Raw genomic sequence first — 18198 nt, 5'->3', positions numbered from 1 at the left:
TCACCGGTCCGCCGGGTCACACCCCAGCCACCGTCGAAGTCACCGCACCGGCCCGCGGGCCGGAGGGCATCAGGTCTCGAGCAAAGTCATCGTGGCACCGGACATCGGGACGCATCGCTGAAGAACTGGCGGAACCGCTCTCGCGCCTCGTCCGCGCAGGGGCACGGCTGGGGGCCGGGCTCCAGCAACGCATCCGGCCAGCGCTCTGCCTTGCGCAGCACATGCAGATCCACGGCAAGGCCGGCAGCCTTGAGCCGCGCCGCATAGGCCAGCGTTTCGTCGTGCATCGGATCGGTATCGCCCACCAGTAACAGCGTGGCCGGCAGGCCCGCCAGCCGCTGCGCCGTACCCGGCACGGCATACGGGTGTTCGGCATCGCGCGCGCAGCGCAGGAACTTCTCCCAACCGTCAGCCCATCGGCACGTCGCACCATCGAAGCTCGCTGCGCGCAGCGACGGGGTACCGGCGCAAGGATCGAGCATGGGCGACACCAGAATCTGCCCCGCCAGCGGCGGATGGGACTGGTCGCGCGCCATGAGGCAGACACCCGCGGCGAGATTGCCCCCCGCCTCCTCGCCCGCCACGTACACCGGCGCTCCAGCGCCCGCGAGCCGCGTACGGTACCGGTAGACCCACTGCAGGACGGCATACCCCGTTTCCAGCGGCTGCGGGAACGGATGCTCCGGCGAGAGCGGATAGGCCACCGACACCACCAGGGCCCCCGCCTCCTGCAGCAGCCCCGCGATGGTGCATCCGGTGTCGAGATCTCCCGACACGAACGCGCCTCCGTGGAAATGCACGACCAGCGGCGACGTCTCGCCTGTCTTCTTGCGGCCGTACATGCGCACGGCGACGTCCTGTCCCGGCGCCACCGCAATGGTGGATTCGGAACGGGCGCCGGCACGGGATGAAAGGGTTGGGGTGGTGGTGGGCATGGGGATCGACCGGGGGGATACCGGTGCAGCAAATGTAGATGCGCAGGTTGCGACGATAAACCAGCCCCGGCGGGCCGCACTGTTTCCAAACCCCGAACAATCCGCCCCTTGCAGCGTGTGAGAATTCGCCGGCCCGACCAGGACCCAAAGAAGGACCGCCATGGACCAGATCCAGGCCATGCGCATCTATGCGCGGGTGGTGGAAGCCGGCACGTTCACGCGCGCTGCCGACTCCCTGCAGCTACCCAAAGCCACCGTGACCAAGCACATCCAGGCGCTGGAAGCGCGCCTGCGCGTGCGCCTGCTCAACCGCACCACGCGCCGCGTCACCGTGACGCCCGATGGCGCGGCCTACTACGACCGCGCGGTGCGGCTGCTGGCCGACTTCGACGACATCGAGGCCAGCATGACGCATGCACGCGCCACCCCCAGCGGCCGCCTGCGTGTGGACGTGGGCACCGCCATGGCCCGGCTGCTCATCATCCCGAACCTCGAGGAGTTCCAGTCCCGCTATCCGGACATCCAGCTCGACCTGGGCGTGAGCGACCGCATCGTGGACCTGCTCAGCGACAACGTGGACTGCGTGATCCGCGGCGGCGAACTGACCGACCAATCCCTCGTCGCGCGCCGCATCGGCATGCTGGACTTCATCACCGTCGCGGCGCCCGCCTACCTCGCGCGCCACGGCACGCCTCGCGATCCGCTGGAACTGGAGCGTGGCCACAAGAACGTCATCTACTTCTCGCCGCGCACCTCGCGCCGCTACCCGCTCGAATTCCACCGCGACGGAGAATCGATAGAAATCGGCGGACCGTCGCAGTTGTCGGTGAATGAAAGCAATGCCTATCTGGCGGCCTTGCTCGCCGGGCGCGGCGTGGGCCAGGTCACCACGCTGCAGGCCCATGGCCATCTGGAGCGCGGTGAGCTGGTGCGGCTGCTTCCAGAGTGGTCGCACCCGCTCCTGCCGGTCTACGTGGTGTACCCGCCCAACCGGCACCTGAGCGCCAAGGTGCGCGCATTCGTCGACTGGGCTGCAGAACTGTTCGCACGGGAGCGCCACCTCCAGGGTTGAGCTTCGGGCGGAAGCGATCGCGGACGCCCGCGCACGGCGGGCCTATGCTCGGCACCTATGACCGCCTCACCTCCCCCCTCTCCCCGTCCGCCCCAACCGGACCAGACACCGCCGGCAGCAGTCCTGCCCGCTTCCATCGCCCCGGCACAACCCCGCAACCCACTGCACGGCGTCACCCTGGAGGCCATCGTGGTCGCACTGCAGCAGCACTACGGATGGAACGGACTGGCCGAGCGCGCGCCCATGCGCTGCTTCCAGAGCGACCCCAGCGTCGCCTCCAGCCTGAAATTCTTGCGCAAGACGCCGTGGGCGCGAGAGAAGGTGGAAAGCCTCTACCTGTTCATGCTGCGGGAGCAGCGGCGGCAGGGCGGCGGCCGCTGAAGCGGGCGGCCGCGGCGACCAGGGGCTTGCGTGCCCCGGGCTGCACGCTGCCTGAAAGCCCCATGCGCCGCGCGCAGCCTGTGCCCGCCAAACGGTATCCCGCGCCCTCGGCAGGCCGTTTCGTCGCATCCCGTTGGGCACGGCGCGGTGCGCGCCGCACAGTGGAGGCACGGAAGGCATGGCGCCTCCCGGCCACCACCGAAGGACACCGCACCATGCCGCATTCCACCCACACCCCGCTCCACCTCCACTCCCTGCGCCTGGCGCGCTTCGGCACCTGCGCCGCACTGGCGTTGATGGCTTTCGCCGCCGTACCTGCGCAAGCGGCCGATGCCCCCGCCATGGTGACGGACACGGTCGCTGCGGCCCCTGCCAGCGTGGCCCCACCGCCGGTGCAGACCGGGCGAACGCGCGCCGAAGTGGTTGCCGAACTGGCCTGCGCACGGGCCTCCGGCGAGCAGCAAGCCCTGGCGCTGGAAGGCTACGGCTTCATGGGCGGGCGCGCCATCGACCGCAGCGTGCCCGAATGCGCGCCCCTGGGCACCGCCGTCGCCGGCAGCAGCGCGGCGCGTTGATCCGCGCCCTTTGTACCGGACGCGCAGGAAGCGCGGCACCGTGCGCGCCCTGCGGTCTCAGGCCCGCACCGGTACCAGGAAGTCGCGGCTGATGCCCGCGCCGAGATGGCTCACGCGGTCGAGGAACTGCGTGAGGTACGCATGCAGGCCCGTCGCGAGGATCTCGTCGATGCGGCCATAGCGCAGATCGGCCAGCAGCCGGCCGGCCTTGCGCTGCGTCTCGGACGACTGGTCGTTGGCCACCACGGCCAGGTTGTCGGCCACCTCGCGCAGGCTGGCGTGCAGCGAACGCGGCATGTCGGCGCGCAGGATCAGCAGGTCTGCCACGCGCTCGGGCGTGATGACGTCGCGGTACACCTTGCGGTACACCTCGAAGGCCGACACGCTGCGCAGGATCGCGCTCCAGTGATAGAAGTCGAACTCCTGCGGCGCGGCGCGGCCCCGCTCGCGCAGGGATCCATGGAAGTCGCTCTGCACCGCGTGGAACTTCACGTCCAGCAGGCGCGCCGTGTTGTCGGAGCGTTCCAGGAACGTGCCCAGCCGCAGGAAGTGGAAGGCCTCGTCCTGCAGCATCGTGCCCAGCGTCACGCCGCGCGACAGGTGCGAACGGTGCTTGACCCACTCGAAGAAAGCGCCCGGGTCGCGCTCAAAATCGCGGCCCTGCAGCTGGCGGTGCAGTTCCAGCCAGGTCTGGTTCTGCGTCTCCCACACCTCGGTGGTGAGCGCGCCCCGCACGGCACGCGCGTTCTCGCGCGCGGCCCGCAGGCACGAGAGGATCGACGACGGGTTGTTGCCGTCGCGCACCATGAACTCCAGCACCCCTTCGCGCGTGACTTCGCCGTGGCGCTCGGTGTAGGCCGGGATCAGCTCGCTGATCGACAGCAGCCCCAGCCAGCTCTCCTGCGCCACGTCGGCCGACTGCGGCAGCAGCGAGGTCTCGTAGCTCACGTTGAGCATGCGGGCGGTGTTTTCTGCCCGCTCGGTGTAGCGGGACATCCAGAACAAATGATCGGCAGTGCGGCTCAGCATGCGTCCTCCCCGGGCAGAAAACCCCGCACGCGCTGCGCGCGCAGGCCGTGTTTTTGCGAAAGCGCGCCTGGGGCACGCTTTTCGGCCCGCTCGGTGTAGCGGGACATCCAGAACAAATGATCGGCAGTGCGGCTCAGCATCTTATTTCCCTCCCATCGTCTGCGACATCGCCCCGGAGCCGGGAGCGCCCATGGACTGCGACATCCCGCCCAGCGATTGCGCCTGCATGGCGCCCTGCGGCAGGTCGTCGTCGCCCAGCACCCAGGTGTCCTTGGTGCCTCCGCCCTGCGACGAGTTGACGACCAGCGAGCCTTCCTTGAGTGCCACGCGCGTGAGGCCGCCGGCCACCATCTGCACCTTCTGGCCCGAGAGCACGAAGGGCCGCAGGTCGATGTGGCGCGGGGCGATGCCCGATTCCACATAGGTCGGGCAGCTCGAAAGAGACAGCGTGGGCTGCGCGATGTAGCCCGCGGGGTTGGCCAGCAGCGCGGCGCGGAATTCCTCGATCTCGGCGCGGGTGGCGGCGGGGCCGATGAGCATGCCGTAGCCGCCAGCGCCGTGCACCTCCTTCACCACCAGTTCGTGCAGGTGGTCCAGCACGTACTTCAGGTCGTCGGGCTTGCGGCACATCCAGGTGGGCACGTTGGCGAGGATCGGCTCTTCGCCCAGATAGAAGCGGATCATCTCCGGCACATAGGGATAGACGGACTTGTCATCCGCGATGCCCGTGCCCACGGCGTTGCAGATCGCGACGTTGCCCGCGCGGTAGGCCGCCATGAGGCCCGCGCAGCCCAGCGTGGACGTGGGCCGGAAAACCTGCGGGTCAAGGAAGTCGTCGTCCACGCGTCGGTAGATCACATCCACGCGCTGCAGGCCGCGCGTGGTGCGCATGTAGACGAAGTTGTCCTTGACGACCAGGTCCTGACCCTCCACCAGCTCCACGCCCATCTGCTGCGCGAGGAAGGCATGCTCGAAATACGCGCTGTTGTACATGCCGGGCGTGAGGACCACCACCGAGGGCTCGGCCGCGCCGGCCGGCGCGCTGGCGCGCAGCGTGTCCAGCAGCAGGTCGGGGTAATGGGCCACGGGCGCCACGCGGTGGCTGCGGAACAGCTCGGGGAAGAGCCGCATCATCATCTTGCGGTTCTCCAGCATGTACGACACGCCGGAAGGCACGCGCAGGTTGTCTTCCAGCACGTAGTAGATGCCGTTGCCCTGGCCGTCCGGGGCACGCACGATGTCGATGCCGGCGATGTGCGCATACACGTCACGCGGGACGTCCACGCCCACCATGTCGGGCCGGAACTGCGCATTGCCCACGATGAGGTCGGAAGGCACGATGCCCGCGCGCAGGATCTCCTGCCCGTGGTAGATGTCGTGGATGAAACGGTTGAGCGCCGTCACGCGCTGCACCAGGCCCTGCTGCATGCGCGCCCACTCGTGGGCGGGGATCACGCGGGGGATCAGGTCGAAGGGGATGAGCCGCTCGGTGCCCGCCCCGTCCTCGTCCTTGGCGCCGTACACCGCGAAGGTGATGCCCACGCGCCGGAAAATCATCTCGGCCTCGGCGCGGCGCGCCTGCATCATCTCGGCCGGCTGCTGCGCCAGCCATTGGGCATAGCGCTCGTAATGGGGGCGCACATCGCTGCCATCGAAAGGCAGCATCTCGTACATCTCGTCGAACTTCTGCATCAGTGGTGCCTCCTGCAGGCAGCATAGCAAGTTGCAAGCCTGCTCAGCGGCAGATGACAGGGCGCGCGTGCAGGACGGCACCGGATGCGGCGGTCGGCGATCGGCGGTCAGTGGCCCTCGGCGGCAGGCGGAGGTGCGTGGTGCCAGTAGCGCCGCGCGGCTTCGCGCTCGCAGCGCCAATGCAGTGGCCGCTCCGATTGCCACCGCATCGCGCCGCACGATGCCGAATTCACCACCTGCGCGCCGCGCACTGCGTAGCGGCCGACCACCTCCGGCGCGGGGTGGCCGAAGCGGTTGCGGTAGCCAGCCTGCACCACGGCGGTGCGTGGCCGGACGGCGTCGAGAAAGGCATCGCTCGACGAGGTCTTGCTGCCATGGTGCGGAACCAGCAGCACGTCGGCCGGCGCCATCCCGCCCGCGGCCAGCACGGCCTCCTGCGCCCGCTCGATGTCGCCCAGCAGCAGCGCGGAGGGGCCGTCGCCTTCACCGTTGCCCTCGCCCTCGCCCGTTGCCCCGCCTTCGTCCCGGCCGGCGCGGCGCCCGTCCGCCGCGGGCGCCGCCGTCACGCGCAGCACGCAACTCAAGGTGTTGGGTTTCACCGCGCGCGGCCCGGCGGGCGCGGCGCCCGCCTCCGCCGGCATGGCGGCGCCGAACGCCCCCGGCGGCGGATGCAGCACCTCGAAACGCACGCCGTCCCAGGTCCACCGCTGGCCCGCCGCGCAACGGGTGATGGCGCGCGTGCCCTGCGCTTCCAGCGGATGCCCCGGCTCCAGCGAACCCCACAGCTGTGCGCCCGGGTGCGCCGCCAGCACCGCCTGCGCACCGCCCGTGTGGTCGCTGTCGCGGTGGCTCAGCACCAGCCGATCCAGCCGCTCGCCCCGGTCACGCAGCAGCGGCACCAGCACGCGGTCGCCCGCATCGCTGTCGGGGCCGTAGCGCGGGCCGGCGTCGTACAGCAGCGCGTGGCCGGCCGTGCGCACCAGCACGGCCTGGCCCTGGCCCACGTCGGGCGCCAGCAGTTCGAACTGCCCCGGCACAGGCCGCACCGGCTGCCACCAGAGCACGGGCAGCAGCAGCGGCAGGCCCTGCAGCCGCAGGCCCCAGGGCAGGCGCGCCACCAGCAGCGTGCCGCCCGCCACCCCGGCCACGCCCGCCCAGAGCGGCGCGGCCGGCAGCGCCAGCGTGGCCCATTCCCAGCCCGCCATCCACTGCAGCAGCGCCGCGAAAGGCGCCAGGCACGCGGCAGCCGCCGTCCACAGCGGCGCCCACAGCACGCCCAGCAACGCCAGCGGCGTGACCACCAGCGTCATCCACGGAATCGCCACCAGATTGGCCGCCAGCCCCACCACCGACATCTGACCGAACAGCAGCAGCGTGAGCGGCGTCAGCGCCAGCGTGACCACCCACTGTTCCCGCAGCAGTGCCCAAGCCCGGGACTTCAAGCCAAACAGGCCAGATGCCGCCGGTTCCATTGAATAGTTTGCTATCGAATTTGAAGCAAACAGGACCGCCACCGCCACGAAGCTGAGCCAGAACCCCGCCTGCAGCAGCGCCCACGGATCGGCCGCCACCACCGCCGCGCAGGCCAGCAGCCACACCTGCGGCCACGGCCACCGCCGCCCCGACAGCCGCAGCAGGCCCACCACCGCCAGCATGCCCACGGTGCGCTGCGCGGGCACGCCCCAGCCGCTGAACAGCGCATAGGCCGCCGCCAGCAGCACCCCGCCCGCCAGCGCCGCCGAAGGGGCCGGCACCGCCAGGCACAGGCGCGGCGAGCGCCGCCACAGCCAGCCCACAGCCCCGGCCGCGACCCAGGCGAACAACGTGATGTGCAAGCCGGAGATGCTCACCAGGTGCGCCACCCCGGTCGCGCGGAACACGTCCCAGTCGGCCCGGTCGATCATGCGCTGGTCGCCCGTGACCAGCGCCGCCACCACGCCCGCCGTGCGCAGCCGCGCCGCGCCCTCGGGATCGCCGCGCCCCGCCATCCCTTCGGGTGCCAGCCGCGCCAGGATCGCATCGCGCACCCGCTGCCGCGCCTGCTCCACCGGATGCCGCCACCAGGGCGCGGCCTGCAGCAGCGCGGGCGGCGCATCGCGCGCACCGGCCCGCACGTAGCCGGTGGCCTGCACGCCCTGCTCCCACAGCCACAGCTCCGCATCGAAGCCGCCCGGATTGCGCAGGCCGTGCGGCGCCTTGAGGCGCACCGTGAATGACCAGCGCTCGCCCGCGCGCACGGGCGGCAAGGCTGCGGCCGCAGCATCGCCCAGCCAGGCCGTGCGGGCCTCCGCAGCGGGCTCTCCGGTGCCGCCCTGCGCGAACCAGGGCGCGGTCGCGGCATACCAGGCCACGTCGATCACCGGCGGAATGCGCGCCGGCGGCTGCGCGGCATCGCTGCCGGATGGCGGAGCCGCCGCCGCGGCACCTGCCCGCCCGGCCCGCCCCCGCCCCCGCCCCTCGCCCTCCAGCCGCGCCGACTCCACGGCCAGCCGCAGGCGCAGGCCCGCATCGGTGGATTGGGGCATCGCCGCGACCACCGCGGTGATGCGCAGATCGCGGCCTTCGAGCGCCGGGTCCAGCGCATCGGCCAGAAATGCCCCGGCACGCAGGCCGCAGACCGCGAAGGCCGCCAGCGCAGCCGCCAGGAAAGCGAGCCCCCGCAGCACTCCATGGGGCGCCCGGGTCGGGCCCATGGCCTCGCCGGGCCGTGGGGCGCGCACATACCGGGCGCTCACGAAAAAAGCCATCCCCGCGATCAGCAGGGCCGCGTAGATGCGCGGGAACCAGAGTGCCGGCTGCGTGACCTGCACGAGCGCACCGGCGATGCTGCCCAAGAGCAAGGCGGGCCAGAGCCAGGGCAGCGGGTGGGCCCGCCGGGGCAGCGGAGGAAGGGGATCGGCATGGACTTGCGAGGAGGCGTCGGCAGGACTGGGCAAGTGCATGGGGCAACGATGCTAGGCAGAGCCGCGTTGCGGGAGAAGGTGCGGATCGGCATGCAATGCATGCTGTTTAGTAGCAGCCGATCTCAAAGCAGTTTGGGACTACTGCGGCGGCCGCCGAGGGGCTCCCACCACTCTTCTCGGTGGCAGCGCCTTTGCTGCGGTCTGGGGTGTGCAGCGCCTGCTACGTTGCATACGACACCTTGTTGCAGAAAGCGGGAAGACGCCCATCGAGTGCATCGATAGCATTCGCGCCCATTCAATCAACGAACCGGGAGGATGGGGATGAGTGCGGAACTGGCGGCAACGTTTTTCAACATGGGGTACGGCCAATCTTTGGCGCAAACCATGGACAGAAATCAGGTCGATGTGCTGGTACTCACGCAGAGCCAGTACCTGAGCATCCTGCAGGACAAGGCCAGAAACAATCCAGCCCTGGAGTTCACCATCCGGAAGATACTTTCTCAATCGAGCTTCGGGCAGTACTGGCAACAGTCGTTCAGCCCGAATGCCTCAGAACCATGGGTGGGGCCTGTCGCACAGGGTGCTAACGATGCAATCACCATCACGCGAACGCTCAACACCATCGGCATGGCAGGAATCACGACCTATGTGAAGTCCACAGCCACCGGCACCTACATCATCATCAAAGGCTACTCGGCCAAGCGCAGCAGCGCATTGCAGGGCACGCGCTACCTTGCGACACACCCAAAGATGATCCAGTTGGGGCTTGGGATGACAAGCCTGCAGGGCATCGCGAAAGGTGGTTTTATGCTCGGCGTCGTGGTCTCCACTGGCATCGAATTGATGGATTTCATGTTCAACAACGAGAAGACCATGTATGACTTGGTTGGAGGAATCGGCGTGGAGGCGGTCAAGGGGGGACTGGCGGGACTTGTGGCATATGGTCTAGCGGCCTCCATCGCTGGCGTCACAACCATCGCGGTGCTTCCATTGGCGTTCATGGCGGTGGTAGCGGTAACGGGAGGCATCGCACTGAATGCCCTGGACAGCCACTACGGTGTCAAAGGCAAGGTCATCGCGGCACTGAGGCTAATTCCTGAGCAGACTGCCCAAGGTGTGTATTACATAAACACCCAGGCTCAATCATGGGAAACAGAATTGCGCAGGGCCATTCAACAGAAAAAGGTAGACATCGGCCGCGCCATGGAGCAAGGAATGAGAGATTGGCTCTGCCGTATCACCTGCATCAACTATTAGATCTTGAGCCCCTCATACCGACACCATGCTGGACATCCACAAAGTTCGCAAAACCCTGCTCTGGGGCATTCCACTCAACCTCGGCATGACAGTGGTGTGCATCCTGCTCATCGGGCACCTGATCGTGCCGACCCTGGACGCCATGGCAGCACGCGCACCCGTGCTGCGAGTCGCCCCTGCTGCGCAATTGGCGCCCTTCGTCGGCATCGCTTGCCTGCTGGTGGTAGCCCTTGGCCTGCTGCGGGCCGTGCCCTGCAGCGAGCGCAGCATTCGGCGTTGCGAGCGCATGCTGGTGGCAGCCGTGCTGGCCAGCGTGGTCGCCATGGCGCTGATCCCCGTCACATCGATGGCTACCAGCCACTACCTGACCCGATGGGGCTACTCGGCCTGCTATGCCCTGCAGGGCAACCCGACGCTGTGGTTCACCGACTGGGTGCGCGACCCGGCGTGGTGCGTGAAGGGGAAGACGGTGGATTGGGTGAACGAACAGGCGCGCTCGCCTCAGCCATGAGCAGCCTGCCATCGCGGTCGCAGCCCGTGAACGCGTTGGCGTTAGTTACAGCCAGGCAGGCAACCAAGCAGACGATTGGGCCGGCATGGTGGTCACCACCTGCCCGGCGCAAAATGGCCCGCACGGGCACCCTGCCCTCCGAGGAAAGACACCCCCATGAAAGTGGACGGCCAATGCCATTGCGGCGCCATCGCCTATGAAGCCGAGGTCCAGCCGGGCAGTATCACCATCTGCCACTGCACCGACTGCCAGACCCATTCTGGCTCCGCGTTCCGCGCGAACATTCCTGCGCCGGCGGACGGCTTCCGGCTGACGAAGGGTGCGCCGCGCACCTACGTCAAGACCGCGGCCAGCGGGGCGAAGCGGCTGCTGGCGTTTTGCGAGCACTGCGGAACGCCGTTGTATGCGTGCGCGGTGGAGGCGCCTGCGGCGTACTCGCTGCGGATCGGGGCGATACGGCAGCGGCACGAGTTGGGTGGGCCGAAGCGGCAGATTTGGGCGAAGCGGAGGCTGGCGTGGGTGGGGTTTTCTGAAGAGGTGGACTGCTTTGAAGGACAGCCGTGAGGCCAGTGCAACACGTCGGCCTTGGACAATTGCCGCTTGTTCAGCGGGGCGGGCACTGCAGCAAGATGCTGCTTCAGGCGGATAGCTGACGTTTACGCGACCAGATTCAGCGGCCGCAAAGGGCCCAAAGCAGCCGATCGCCATTGATTGCTGACTGGCTGCTTTGCATTTCTACCTCACGCCGGACGCGCAAACCACGGTGACCATCCCAACATGCTCCGCCGCCTTCGGACGGCTGCCAATGAAAGAAAGCGTTGTGAACGGATGGAGACCGGCATCGGTCACAGTGGATTGCAAATGGATTGCGCCTGAGGTGGTTGGCAAGCCCCCTCTGCTCAGGCAAAGGGTGCCAAGTGCTTGCCACATGATTCGCGCGGCCGCTGCGCTCTGGGTTCGCCGCTCCAGTGGTGCGCCGCGGAGAACACATCACTTCACATGCTTGTCCAGGAAGTCGCGGATGACCGGACCGATTTCTTCCCCATGGGTCTCGAGCGCCAGGTGACCGGTGTCGTAGAAGCGCACATCTGCGCTCGGGATGTCGCGTTTCCATGCCTGTGCACCTGCGGGCAGGAAGAAGGGGTCGTTCTTGCCCCAAACAGCAAGCAAAGGCGGCTGGTGCTTTCTGAAGTAAGCCTGGAACTCGGGGTACTTGGCCACATTGGAGGCGTAGTCCAACAGCAGGTCCAGCTGCACCTCGGCATTGCCAGCGCGGGCGACCAGCATGCTCTCGAGCGCGATGGCGTCGGGGGCCACCAAGCTCGCATCACGGACGCCCTCAAGGTACTGCCACTTGATGGAAGCAGGCGTGGGAAAGTCGTGCAGCGCTTCGCGATTGGCCTTCGTTGGTTCCTTCCAGTACTTCTGAATGGGCGCCCATCCCGGGCCCAAGCCCTCTTCGTAAGCGTTGCCATTTTGGGAAACGATGGCGCTCACGCGTGAGGGGTTGGCCACAGCCATGCGCCACCCCACCGGCGCGCCGTAGTCGAAGACCTGCATCGCATAGCGGCTCAGCTTGAGCTGCTCCGTGAACTGGGTCATGGTTTTCGCGAGCTGGTCGAACGTGTAGTCGTACTTGCCGCGCTCGGGCGCTTCGGTGAAGCCGAAGCCAGGCAAGTCCGGTGCTATGACGTGGTACTTGTCCGCGAGTTTCGGAATGAGGTCGCGGTACATGAAAGAGGAAGCCGCGAACCCATGCAACAGCAGAACCGTCGGGGCATTGCGGTTGCCGGCCTCCCGGTAAAACACTTTCACGTCGCCCACCTGTTCGAACCGATGGCGCACCTGAAGGTCTGCGGCATGCGTTCCACCGGACAGCACTGCGGCTGACAGGCCCACTGCGGCCAGGGAAATGTGAGAAGTCATGGTCGATTCCTTGTAACCTTTAAAAAAGAAATTAAAGGTTACTCTGGCATGAAGTAACTGGTCAAGCTATTTTTAATGGGTTACATTGGGGCATGCCTGAAAGCCATACCAGCCAGCAAGTCCCCCCGTTCGTGGGCGACAACTTGGCGCTCGATTTCATTAACACGCAGTACGGCGTGGGGACTGCGCACCGAGAGTGCCTGGTCGATGACGCCAGCGTGGTCGCCTGGCTGAAACTGGCCAGGGTTCTGCCAGAGGATTTCGAAGCGACACCCAAGGGGCTGCTGAAGCTCGCACTGGAGCTGCGTGCGAGCGCCCAGTCGCTGGTGAATGCAGCCAAATCGGACGGGGACGCTTCCGTTGACGTGGTGAACCGCGTGCTGGAGGCGGGGCGGGCAGCGAAAGTGCTGGACTGGGATCGCGCCAACCAGTCCTTCAAGGTGGTCGTGCAGCGCCGGAACGACGGCGCTGCGAGCCTGCTCGAGCCTGTCGCTCAGGCACTGGTGGATTTGTTGACAGGCACGCAGCTGGAACTGGTGCGCCAGTGCGAGGCCCACGACTGCACGCTGCTGTTCCACGACCTGACGAAATCGCACCGCCGCCGCTGGTGCAGCATGGCGGTGTGCGGGAACCGGATGAAGGTCGCGGCGTTCCGGTCCCGGAAGAACAAGGAATAGTGCTTCCGGCAGCGCCACCACTTGCCGCTGTCGGGTTGGGCGCCGCTGCGTGACTCGCAAAGCCGAGGCGCTGCCATGCGTTCTGCCCCTGGGGCGAGCGCGGCGTGCACTGGAATGCCCTTCGGCAGGGCTCTGCAGGTGGTAACTTTGCCTTGACGGCCGGCTGGCCGAGCGCCGCTGCGGCGCCGCGCTGCCCGTGCCGTTGATCCATCCATCCCCACCTCCGACAAGGCCTCCCATGAAAATGGACAACATCCCCTTTGCCACCACCGATTGGTCCGGCGTGCCCCGCACCGAGCACTCTGCCGAGGCCGGCCAGGCGTTCTGGCAGACACAGAATTTCGGCGGCATCCGCGTGCGGATGGTGGAGTACACCCCCGGCTATGTGTCCGACCACTGGTGCAGCAAGGGCCATGTGCTGCTGTGCCTGGAGGGCGAGATGGAAACCGAGCTGGAGGACGGCCGCACGTTCCTCCTGAAGCCCGGCATGAGCTACCAGGTGGCGGACAACGCGGAGCCGCACCGCTCGCGTTCGCCCAAGGGGGCCAGGCTGTTCATCGTCGATTGAGCGCCCGCGCCGCCGCTCCAAGGGGTGGCCCGCGCGCGCTGTGTACCATCATGCGTTCCGGCCGAAGCTTCCCGGTGCGGCCTCCGGCATGAACCGCGCCTCGGGGCTGTTTTCTTTCCTACCTTCCTCTGCGACAACACCATGAGCGTTTACGACAAACTCACCGCCCTCAACATCACGCTGCCCCCGGTCGCCACGCCGGCCGCGGCCTATGTGCCCTACGTGCAGACGGGCAACCTGGTCTTCCTGAGCGGCCACATCGCGCGCAAGGACGGCAAGCCGTGGGTGGGCCAGTTCGGCCGCGACATCTCGACGGAAGAAGGCAAGGCCGCGGCGCGTGCCGTGGCGATCGACCTGATGGGCACGCTGCACGCGGCCACGGGCGGTGACCTGAACCGCATCCAGCGCATCGTGAAGGTGATGAGCCTCGTGAACTCCACCGGCGATTTCACCGAGCAGCACCTGGTGACCAACGGCGCGAGCGAGCTGCTGGGCGAGGTGTTCGGCGAGAGGGGCAAGCATGCGCGCAGCGCGTTCGGCGTGGCACAGATCCCGATGGGCTCCTGCGTGGAGATCGAGCTGATCGCCGAGCTGGGCTGATCGGTTCCGGCCCGGGGCACTCCACGCCGGGCCGCGAAAAAGCAAAAAGCCATAGCGCCGCTACCCGCGGCGCTTTTTTCTGGGGGACGTGCGTCGGCCCCCAAGGTGTCGTGTCAGAACGTCTCCCAGTCGCTGTCGGCACCGGCGGCCTGCGTGGCCGGTGCGGGGGCGGGGCGGGTTTTGCCGGCCGGCGCCGTGGCAAGCGCCGGCTTCGCCGCGGGCGCAGCGCGCGCAGCGCGCGCAGCCAGTGGCACCGCGGCCGATGGCGCTCTTACCGCCGCAGGGCGCGGCAGCGGGGTGCGTTGCGCCGCAGGCGCGGCGCGGAGGGTGTGGGCCGGCAGGGTGGCCGGTGCCCGTGCGATGGCGCCCTGCGGTGCCATTGCCGCGGCCTGCCCCGGCGCAGGTGCGGGCGCGCCGCCCCCGCCTGCCGCCGTGCCGGCCACGCGGAACAGTGCGGTGGCCTGCGCGAGCTGCTGCGCCTGGTCGCGCAGGCTTTGCGCGGCGGCGGCGCTTTCTTCGACCAGCGCGGCGTTCTGCTGGGTCATCTGGTCGAGCGCGCCCACGGACTGGTTCACCTGGGCCACGCGGGCGTTCTGCTCGGTGGTGGCGGCGGTGATCTCGCCGATCATGTCGGTCACGCGCTGCACCGATTGCACGATGTCGGTCATGGTGGTGCCAGCCTCCTGCACGAGCCGCGCGCCGCTTTCCACGCGCTCGACCGAGGCGCCGATCAGCTGCTTGATTTCCTGCGCGGCCGATGCGCTGCGCTGCGCGAGGCTGCGCACCTCGCCCGCCACCACGGCGAAACCGCGGCCCTGCTCGCCCGCACGCGCGGCTTCCACGGCGGCATTGAGCGCCAGGATGTTGGTCTGGAAGGCGATGGAGTCGATCACGCCGATGATGTCGGCGATCTTGCGGCTGCTGGCGTGGATGTCTTCCATGGTGCTCACCACGCCGCCCACCACTTCGCCGCCGCGCCGCGCCACGTCGGAGGCGCTGGCCGCGAGCGCGCTGGCCTGCCGCGCGCTGCCCACGCTCTGGGCGATGGTGCCGGCGAACTGGTCCATGGCCACGGCCGTCTGCTGCAGGTTGCCCGAGGCCTGCTCGGTGCGCGTGGAGAGGTCCTGGTTGCCGGCCGCGATCTCGGCGCTGGCGGTGGCGATGCCGTCGGTGCCCTGGCGCACCTGCCGCACCATGCGCGCGAGCGATTCGCCCATGGCGTGCAGCGAGCGCAGCAGCTCCCCGAATTCATCGCCGCGGCCCTGCGGCACGGGGGTGGCCAGGTCGCCGGCCGCGATGCGCGCGGCCACGGCGTTGGCCTGCGCCAGCGGCCCCTGGATGCCGCGGATCAGCACCATGCCGCCCGCGACCACGCCGGCCAGCATCAGCGCGATGGCGCCGGCCGCGGCCAGCAGGGTGCGCTGCAGCGCCGCGGCGGTGCCAGCGCGCAAGGCGTCGGCGGCCTGCGACTGCGATTGCGCAAATTCGCGCAGCGCCTGCAGGTAGGCGCCCACGGCAGGCTGGTAGCGCTGCAGCACCAGGGCCTGGGCCTCGTCGCGGCGGCCGCCGGCCGCGAGCTGGCGGGCCTGGCCGCGCAGGTCCAGCGTGGCCTGACGCGCAGCGGCGATGCGCGCCATCTGCGCCTTGTCGGCATCGGTCAGGTCCATGGCGGCGAGCGCCTTCTGGGTTTCGGAGATCTGCGCCGAGGTGGCGGCGATGGCGTCCTTGAACTGCGCTTCCAGCAGCGGCTCGCCGCTCAGGATGACGGACAGCGTGCGGGCCGCGTTGGTCTCGGTCAGGCCAGCCCAGCGCAGCGCGGCCTGGGTGCGCAGGTCCATCTGCGCGCGCGCCGCTTCGGCGTCCGCCTGCTGGCGCTGGTACCGATGGCCGGCGATGCCCAGCACCGCGGTGAGCGCGATCACCAGTGCGGCGACGGCGATCCAGAGTTTGTGCACGACACGCAGCGTTCGGGGCATGGCGGATTCCTTTCCAAGGGTCGCAAACGGTCGCGTTGCCCGAGCATCGTGCCCCATCGGCGGGAGGCCCGGCTCGGTAGTTTCACCAGCGCAACCGATTCCGCCTGCCGCAGGCCTGGCGGCTGCGCGGCGCGATTCCGTCAGCCGGCAATCCCAGGCGGCGGGCGCCCGCGCGGGCCGGTGCGCGGGGAGCGCTCAGAACGTTTCCCAGTCATCGTCGCTGCCGCCCTTGCGCGGCGGGGTGGCGGGTGCCGCGGCGGCCGCGGGTGCCGGAGTCGCGCGCGCGGTCAGGGCGGGTGCGGGCGCGCGTGCAGGCCCGGGGCGGGCCGTTGCCGCCACGGCCTTCGGGGCCGCGATCGGAGCGCGGGCCTTGGCCAGGGCCGGCGCCGGTGCGGGCCGGCCGGGCACCGGCACGGCGGCGGGCCGAGCGGGCGGAGCCGATGGTGGCACCGGCGACGGGGCCGGAATGGCGCCGCTGCCCTCGCGCAGGCGGAAGGCGGAGACCACTTCGGCCAGCAGGGCCGCCTGCGACTTGAGGGCGCCGGTGGCGGCCGCGGCCTCCTCGACCAGGGCGGCGTTCTGCTGCGTGACCTGGTCCATCTGGCCGATCGCCTGGCTCACCTGCGCGATGCCGGAGCTTTGCTCTTCGCTCGCGGCGCTGATCTCGCCCATGATGTCGGCCACGCGCCGGATGCTGTCCACCACGGTTTCCATGGTGCGGCCGGCCTGCGCCACCTGCTGGGAGCCTTCGTCCACCTTGGCGACCGAATCGCCAATGAGCGTCTTGATGTCCTTGGCGGCCTCGGCGCTGCGCCCGGCCAGCGCGCGCACCTCGCCGGCCACCACGGCGAAGCCCCGGCCCTGCTCTCCCGCGCGGGCCGCCTCCACGGCCGCATTGAGCGCCAGGATGTTGGTCTGGAAGGCGATGCCGTCGATCACGCCGATGATGTCCGCGATGCGGCGCGAGGACGCATCGATGGCGCCCATGGTCTGCACCACGCCCGCCACCACCTGCCCGCCCTCGCCCGCCACCTGCGAGGCGTGCGCGGCCAACTGGTTGGCCTGGCGCGCGCTGTCGGCGTTCTGGCGCACGGCGCTGGTGAGCTGCTCGATGGAGGCCGCCGTCTGCTGCAGCGCGCTCGCCTGGTGCTCGGTGCGGGACGACAGGTCCTGGTTGCCCGCGTCGATCTCGCGCGCGGCGACGGCGATGCTGTCCGCGCCGTTGCGCACGCGGCCCGTGACCTGCGCCAGGTTGTCGTTCATCTGGCGCAGCGCATCGAGCATCTGGCCGGTTTCGTCGCGCCCGTGCACGGTGATCGTGCTCGTGAGGTCGTTGTCCGCCACGGCGCGCGCCACGCGCACGGCCTCGCCCAGCGGCCGCGAGATGCTGCGCGTGATCCACCAGCCCACGCCCGCGCCCAGGAAAAGGGCCAGCACGGTGGCGGCCACCACGGCGATGCGGGTTTCGCCGTAGCCGGACTCCACGTGCGCCAGGGCGCCGTCGATGTTGGCGCGCTGCAGGTCCAGCAGTTGTTGCACGGTCTTGAGGTATTGCTCGGTCAGCGGCTGGAATTCCTGCGCGAACAGGCGCTGCGCGTCGTCCAGGCGCCCTTCGCGCTTGGCCTTGTAGAGCGCGTCGCGCGACGCGAGGTAGCTGGTGCGGATTTTCTGGATATCGGCCATCAGGGCCTTCTCCTGCCCGGTCTGCGACATGGCGTCGATGCGCTTGAGCAGATCCGCCGACTGCGTCGACGAGGCCGCGGCCTCCTGCGCGAACCGCTCGCTCAGCGACGCGTCGGTGCTCAGCGCCACGGCCTTGGTGCGCTGCACGCTGGTGTAGATGTTGCGTGACCAGTCGCTGATCAGGCGCTCCTTGACGAGCGATTCGGAGGCGATGCCGTTCACGGAGCGGACCATCGCCCCCATGTTGCTGAGGCCCAGCAGGTTCATGAGGAACATGACCAGCAGGATGAGCGAGAAGCCCAGCGCGAGCCGGGTGGCGATTTTCATGTCTTTCACGGTAGGTGCTCCTTGGCCGCATCACACGGAATGCACGACCGGGCAGCCCCGGTTCCGGTGCCGTGCCGGCCGATGGT

Annotated in this window: 16 protein-coding genes and 1 pseudogene; 9 read left to right on the top strand and 8 right to left on the bottom strand. The window is 69.0% G+C overall.

The window, feature by feature from the left end:
• Positions 1-86: 86 nt before the first annotated feature.
• Positions 87-935: an alpha/beta hydrolase gene (locus BM144_RS02230; protein WP_092949344.1), complete on the bottom strand. Its 849-nt coding sequence runs from the start codon at positions 933-935 to the stop codon at positions 87-89.
• Between the two features lie 160 nt (positions 936-1095).
• On the opposite strand from BM144_RS02230, the gene BM144_RS02225 reads away from it, so the two are divergent.
• From BM144_RS02225 to BM144_RS23340, 3 genes are all read left to right on the top strand, one after another.
• Positions 1096-2007 carry a LysR family transcriptional regulator gene (locus tag BM144_RS02225; RefSeq protein WP_092949342.1) on the top strand — a complete coding sequence of 304 codons (912 nt, stop codon included), beginning with the start codon at positions 1096-1098 and terminating at the stop codon, positions 2005-2007.
• 57 nt (positions 2008-2064) lie between these two features.
• Entirely contained in the window at positions 2065-2388 is a 324-nt protein-coding gene (locus BM144_RS02220; protein ID WP_092949340.1) for a VF530 family protein, read from the top strand.
• Positions 2389-2603: 215 nt separating this feature from the next.
• Complete coding sequence (locus BM144_RS23340) at positions 2604-2963, top strand: DUF4148 domain-containing protein (RefSeq protein WP_245783485.1); 360 nt, start codon at positions 2604-2606, stop codon at positions 2961-2963.
• A 57-nt stretch (positions 2964-3020) separates the two neighbouring features.
• Here BM144_RS23340 and BM144_RS02210 read toward each other — a convergent pair whose 3' ends face one another.
• The 4 genes and pseudogenes from BM144_RS02210 to BM144_RS02195 all read right to left on the bottom strand — a co-directional run bounded on the left by BM144_RS02210 (position 3021) and on the right by BM144_RS02195 (position 8626).
• On the bottom strand, positions 3021-3992 hold the full coding sequence (locus tag BM144_RS02210) for an alpha-E domain-containing protein (protein WP_092949338.1): 972 nt from the start codon (positions 3990-3992) through the stop codon (positions 3021-3023).
• Positions 3993-4063: 71 nt separating this feature from the next.
• Positions 4064-4132: pseudogene (locus tag BM144_RS23755) on the bottom strand (alpha-E domain-containing protein); the annotation flags it as partial.
• Position 4133: 1 nt separating this feature from the next.
• Positions 4134-5684: a circularly permuted type 2 ATP-grasp protein gene (locus tag BM144_RS02200; RefSeq protein WP_092949334.1), complete on the bottom strand. Its 1551-nt coding sequence runs from the start codon at positions 5682-5684 to the stop codon at positions 4134-4136.
• 107 nt (positions 5685-5791) lie between these two features.
• Positions 5792-8626 (bottom strand): DNA internalization-related competence protein ComEC/Rec2, encoded by a 2835-nt coding sequence (locus tag BM144_RS02195; RefSeq protein WP_092949332.1) that lies wholly within the window; start codon positions 8624-8626, stop codon positions 5792-5794.
• A gap of 282 nt (positions 8627-8908) precedes the next feature.
• On the opposite strand from BM144_RS02195, the gene BM144_RS02190 reads away from it, so the two are divergent.
• The 3 genes from BM144_RS02190 (at position 8909) to BM144_RS02180 (ending at position 10919) form a co-directional block, all read left to right on the top strand.
• Positions 8909-9844: a hypothetical protein gene (locus tag BM144_RS02190; RefSeq protein ID WP_092949562.1), complete on the top strand. Its 936-nt coding sequence runs from the start codon at positions 8909-8911 to the stop codon at positions 9842-9844.
• 25 nt (positions 9845-9869) lie between these two features.
• Positions 9870-10355 carry a hypothetical protein gene (locus BM144_RS02185; protein WP_092949330.1) on the top strand — a complete coding sequence of 162 codons (486 nt, stop codon included), beginning with the start codon at positions 9870-9872 and terminating at the stop codon, positions 10353-10355.
• A 156-nt stretch (positions 10356-10511) separates the two neighbouring features.
• Positions 10512-10919, top strand: a complete 408-nt coding sequence (locus BM144_RS02180; protein ID WP_092949328.1) for a GFA family protein — start codon at positions 10512-10514, stop codon at positions 10917-10919.
• Between the two features lie 426 nt (positions 10920-11345).
• Here BM144_RS02180 and BM144_RS02175 read toward each other — a convergent pair whose 3' ends face one another.
• Complete coding sequence (locus tag BM144_RS02175; protein ID WP_092949326.1) at positions 11346-12281, bottom strand: alpha/beta fold hydrolase; 936 nt, start codon at positions 12279-12281, stop codon at positions 11346-11348.
• 143 nt (positions 12282-12424) lie between these two features.
• Here BM144_RS02175 and BM144_RS02170 point away from each other — a divergent pair, with 143 nt between their 5' ends.
• The 3 genes from BM144_RS02170 (at position 12425) to BM144_RS02160 (ending at position 14126) form a co-directional block, all read left to right on the top strand.
• A complete protein-coding gene (locus BM144_RS02170; RefSeq protein WP_245783484.1) occupies positions 12425-12958 on the top strand; it encodes a CGNR zinc finger domain-containing protein in 534 nt (177 codons plus the stop codon).
• A 238-nt stretch (positions 12959-13196) separates the two neighbouring features.
• Positions 13197-13526 carry a DHCW motif cupin fold protein gene (locus tag BM144_RS02165; protein WP_092949321.1) on the top strand — a complete coding sequence of 110 codons (330 nt, stop codon included), beginning with the start codon at positions 13197-13199 and terminating at the stop codon, positions 13524-13526.
• A gap of 141 nt (positions 13527-13667) precedes the next feature.
• Complete coding sequence (locus tag BM144_RS02160) at positions 13668-14126, top strand: RidA family protein (RefSeq protein ID WP_092949319.1); 459 nt, start codon at positions 13668-13670, stop codon at positions 14124-14126.
• A 113-nt stretch (positions 14127-14239) separates the two neighbouring features.
• Here the strand turns inward: BM144_RS02160 and BM144_RS02155 are convergent, their stop codons facing one another.
• Positions 14240-16102, bottom strand: a complete 1863-nt coding sequence (locus BM144_RS02155) for a methyl-accepting chemotaxis protein (protein WP_092949317.1) — start codon at positions 16100-16102, stop codon at positions 14240-14242.
• A 195-nt stretch (positions 16103-16297) separates the two neighbouring features.
• A complete protein-coding gene (locus BM144_RS02150) occupies positions 16298-18121 on the bottom strand; it encodes a methyl-accepting chemotaxis protein (RefSeq protein ID WP_175525914.1) in 1824 nt (607 codons plus the stop codon).
• Positions 18122-18198 lie beyond the last annotated feature (77 nt).

This window comes from Paracidovorax konjaci, assembly GCF_900112675.1.
In the GTDB taxonomy this organism is placed as follows: Bacteria; Pseudomonadota; Gammaproteobacteria; order Burkholderiales; family Burkholderiaceae_C; genus Paracidovorax; species Paracidovorax konjaci.
Note: the sequence above shows the minus strand (reverse complement) of the source record. Positions and strands in the feature narration are given on the sequence as shown.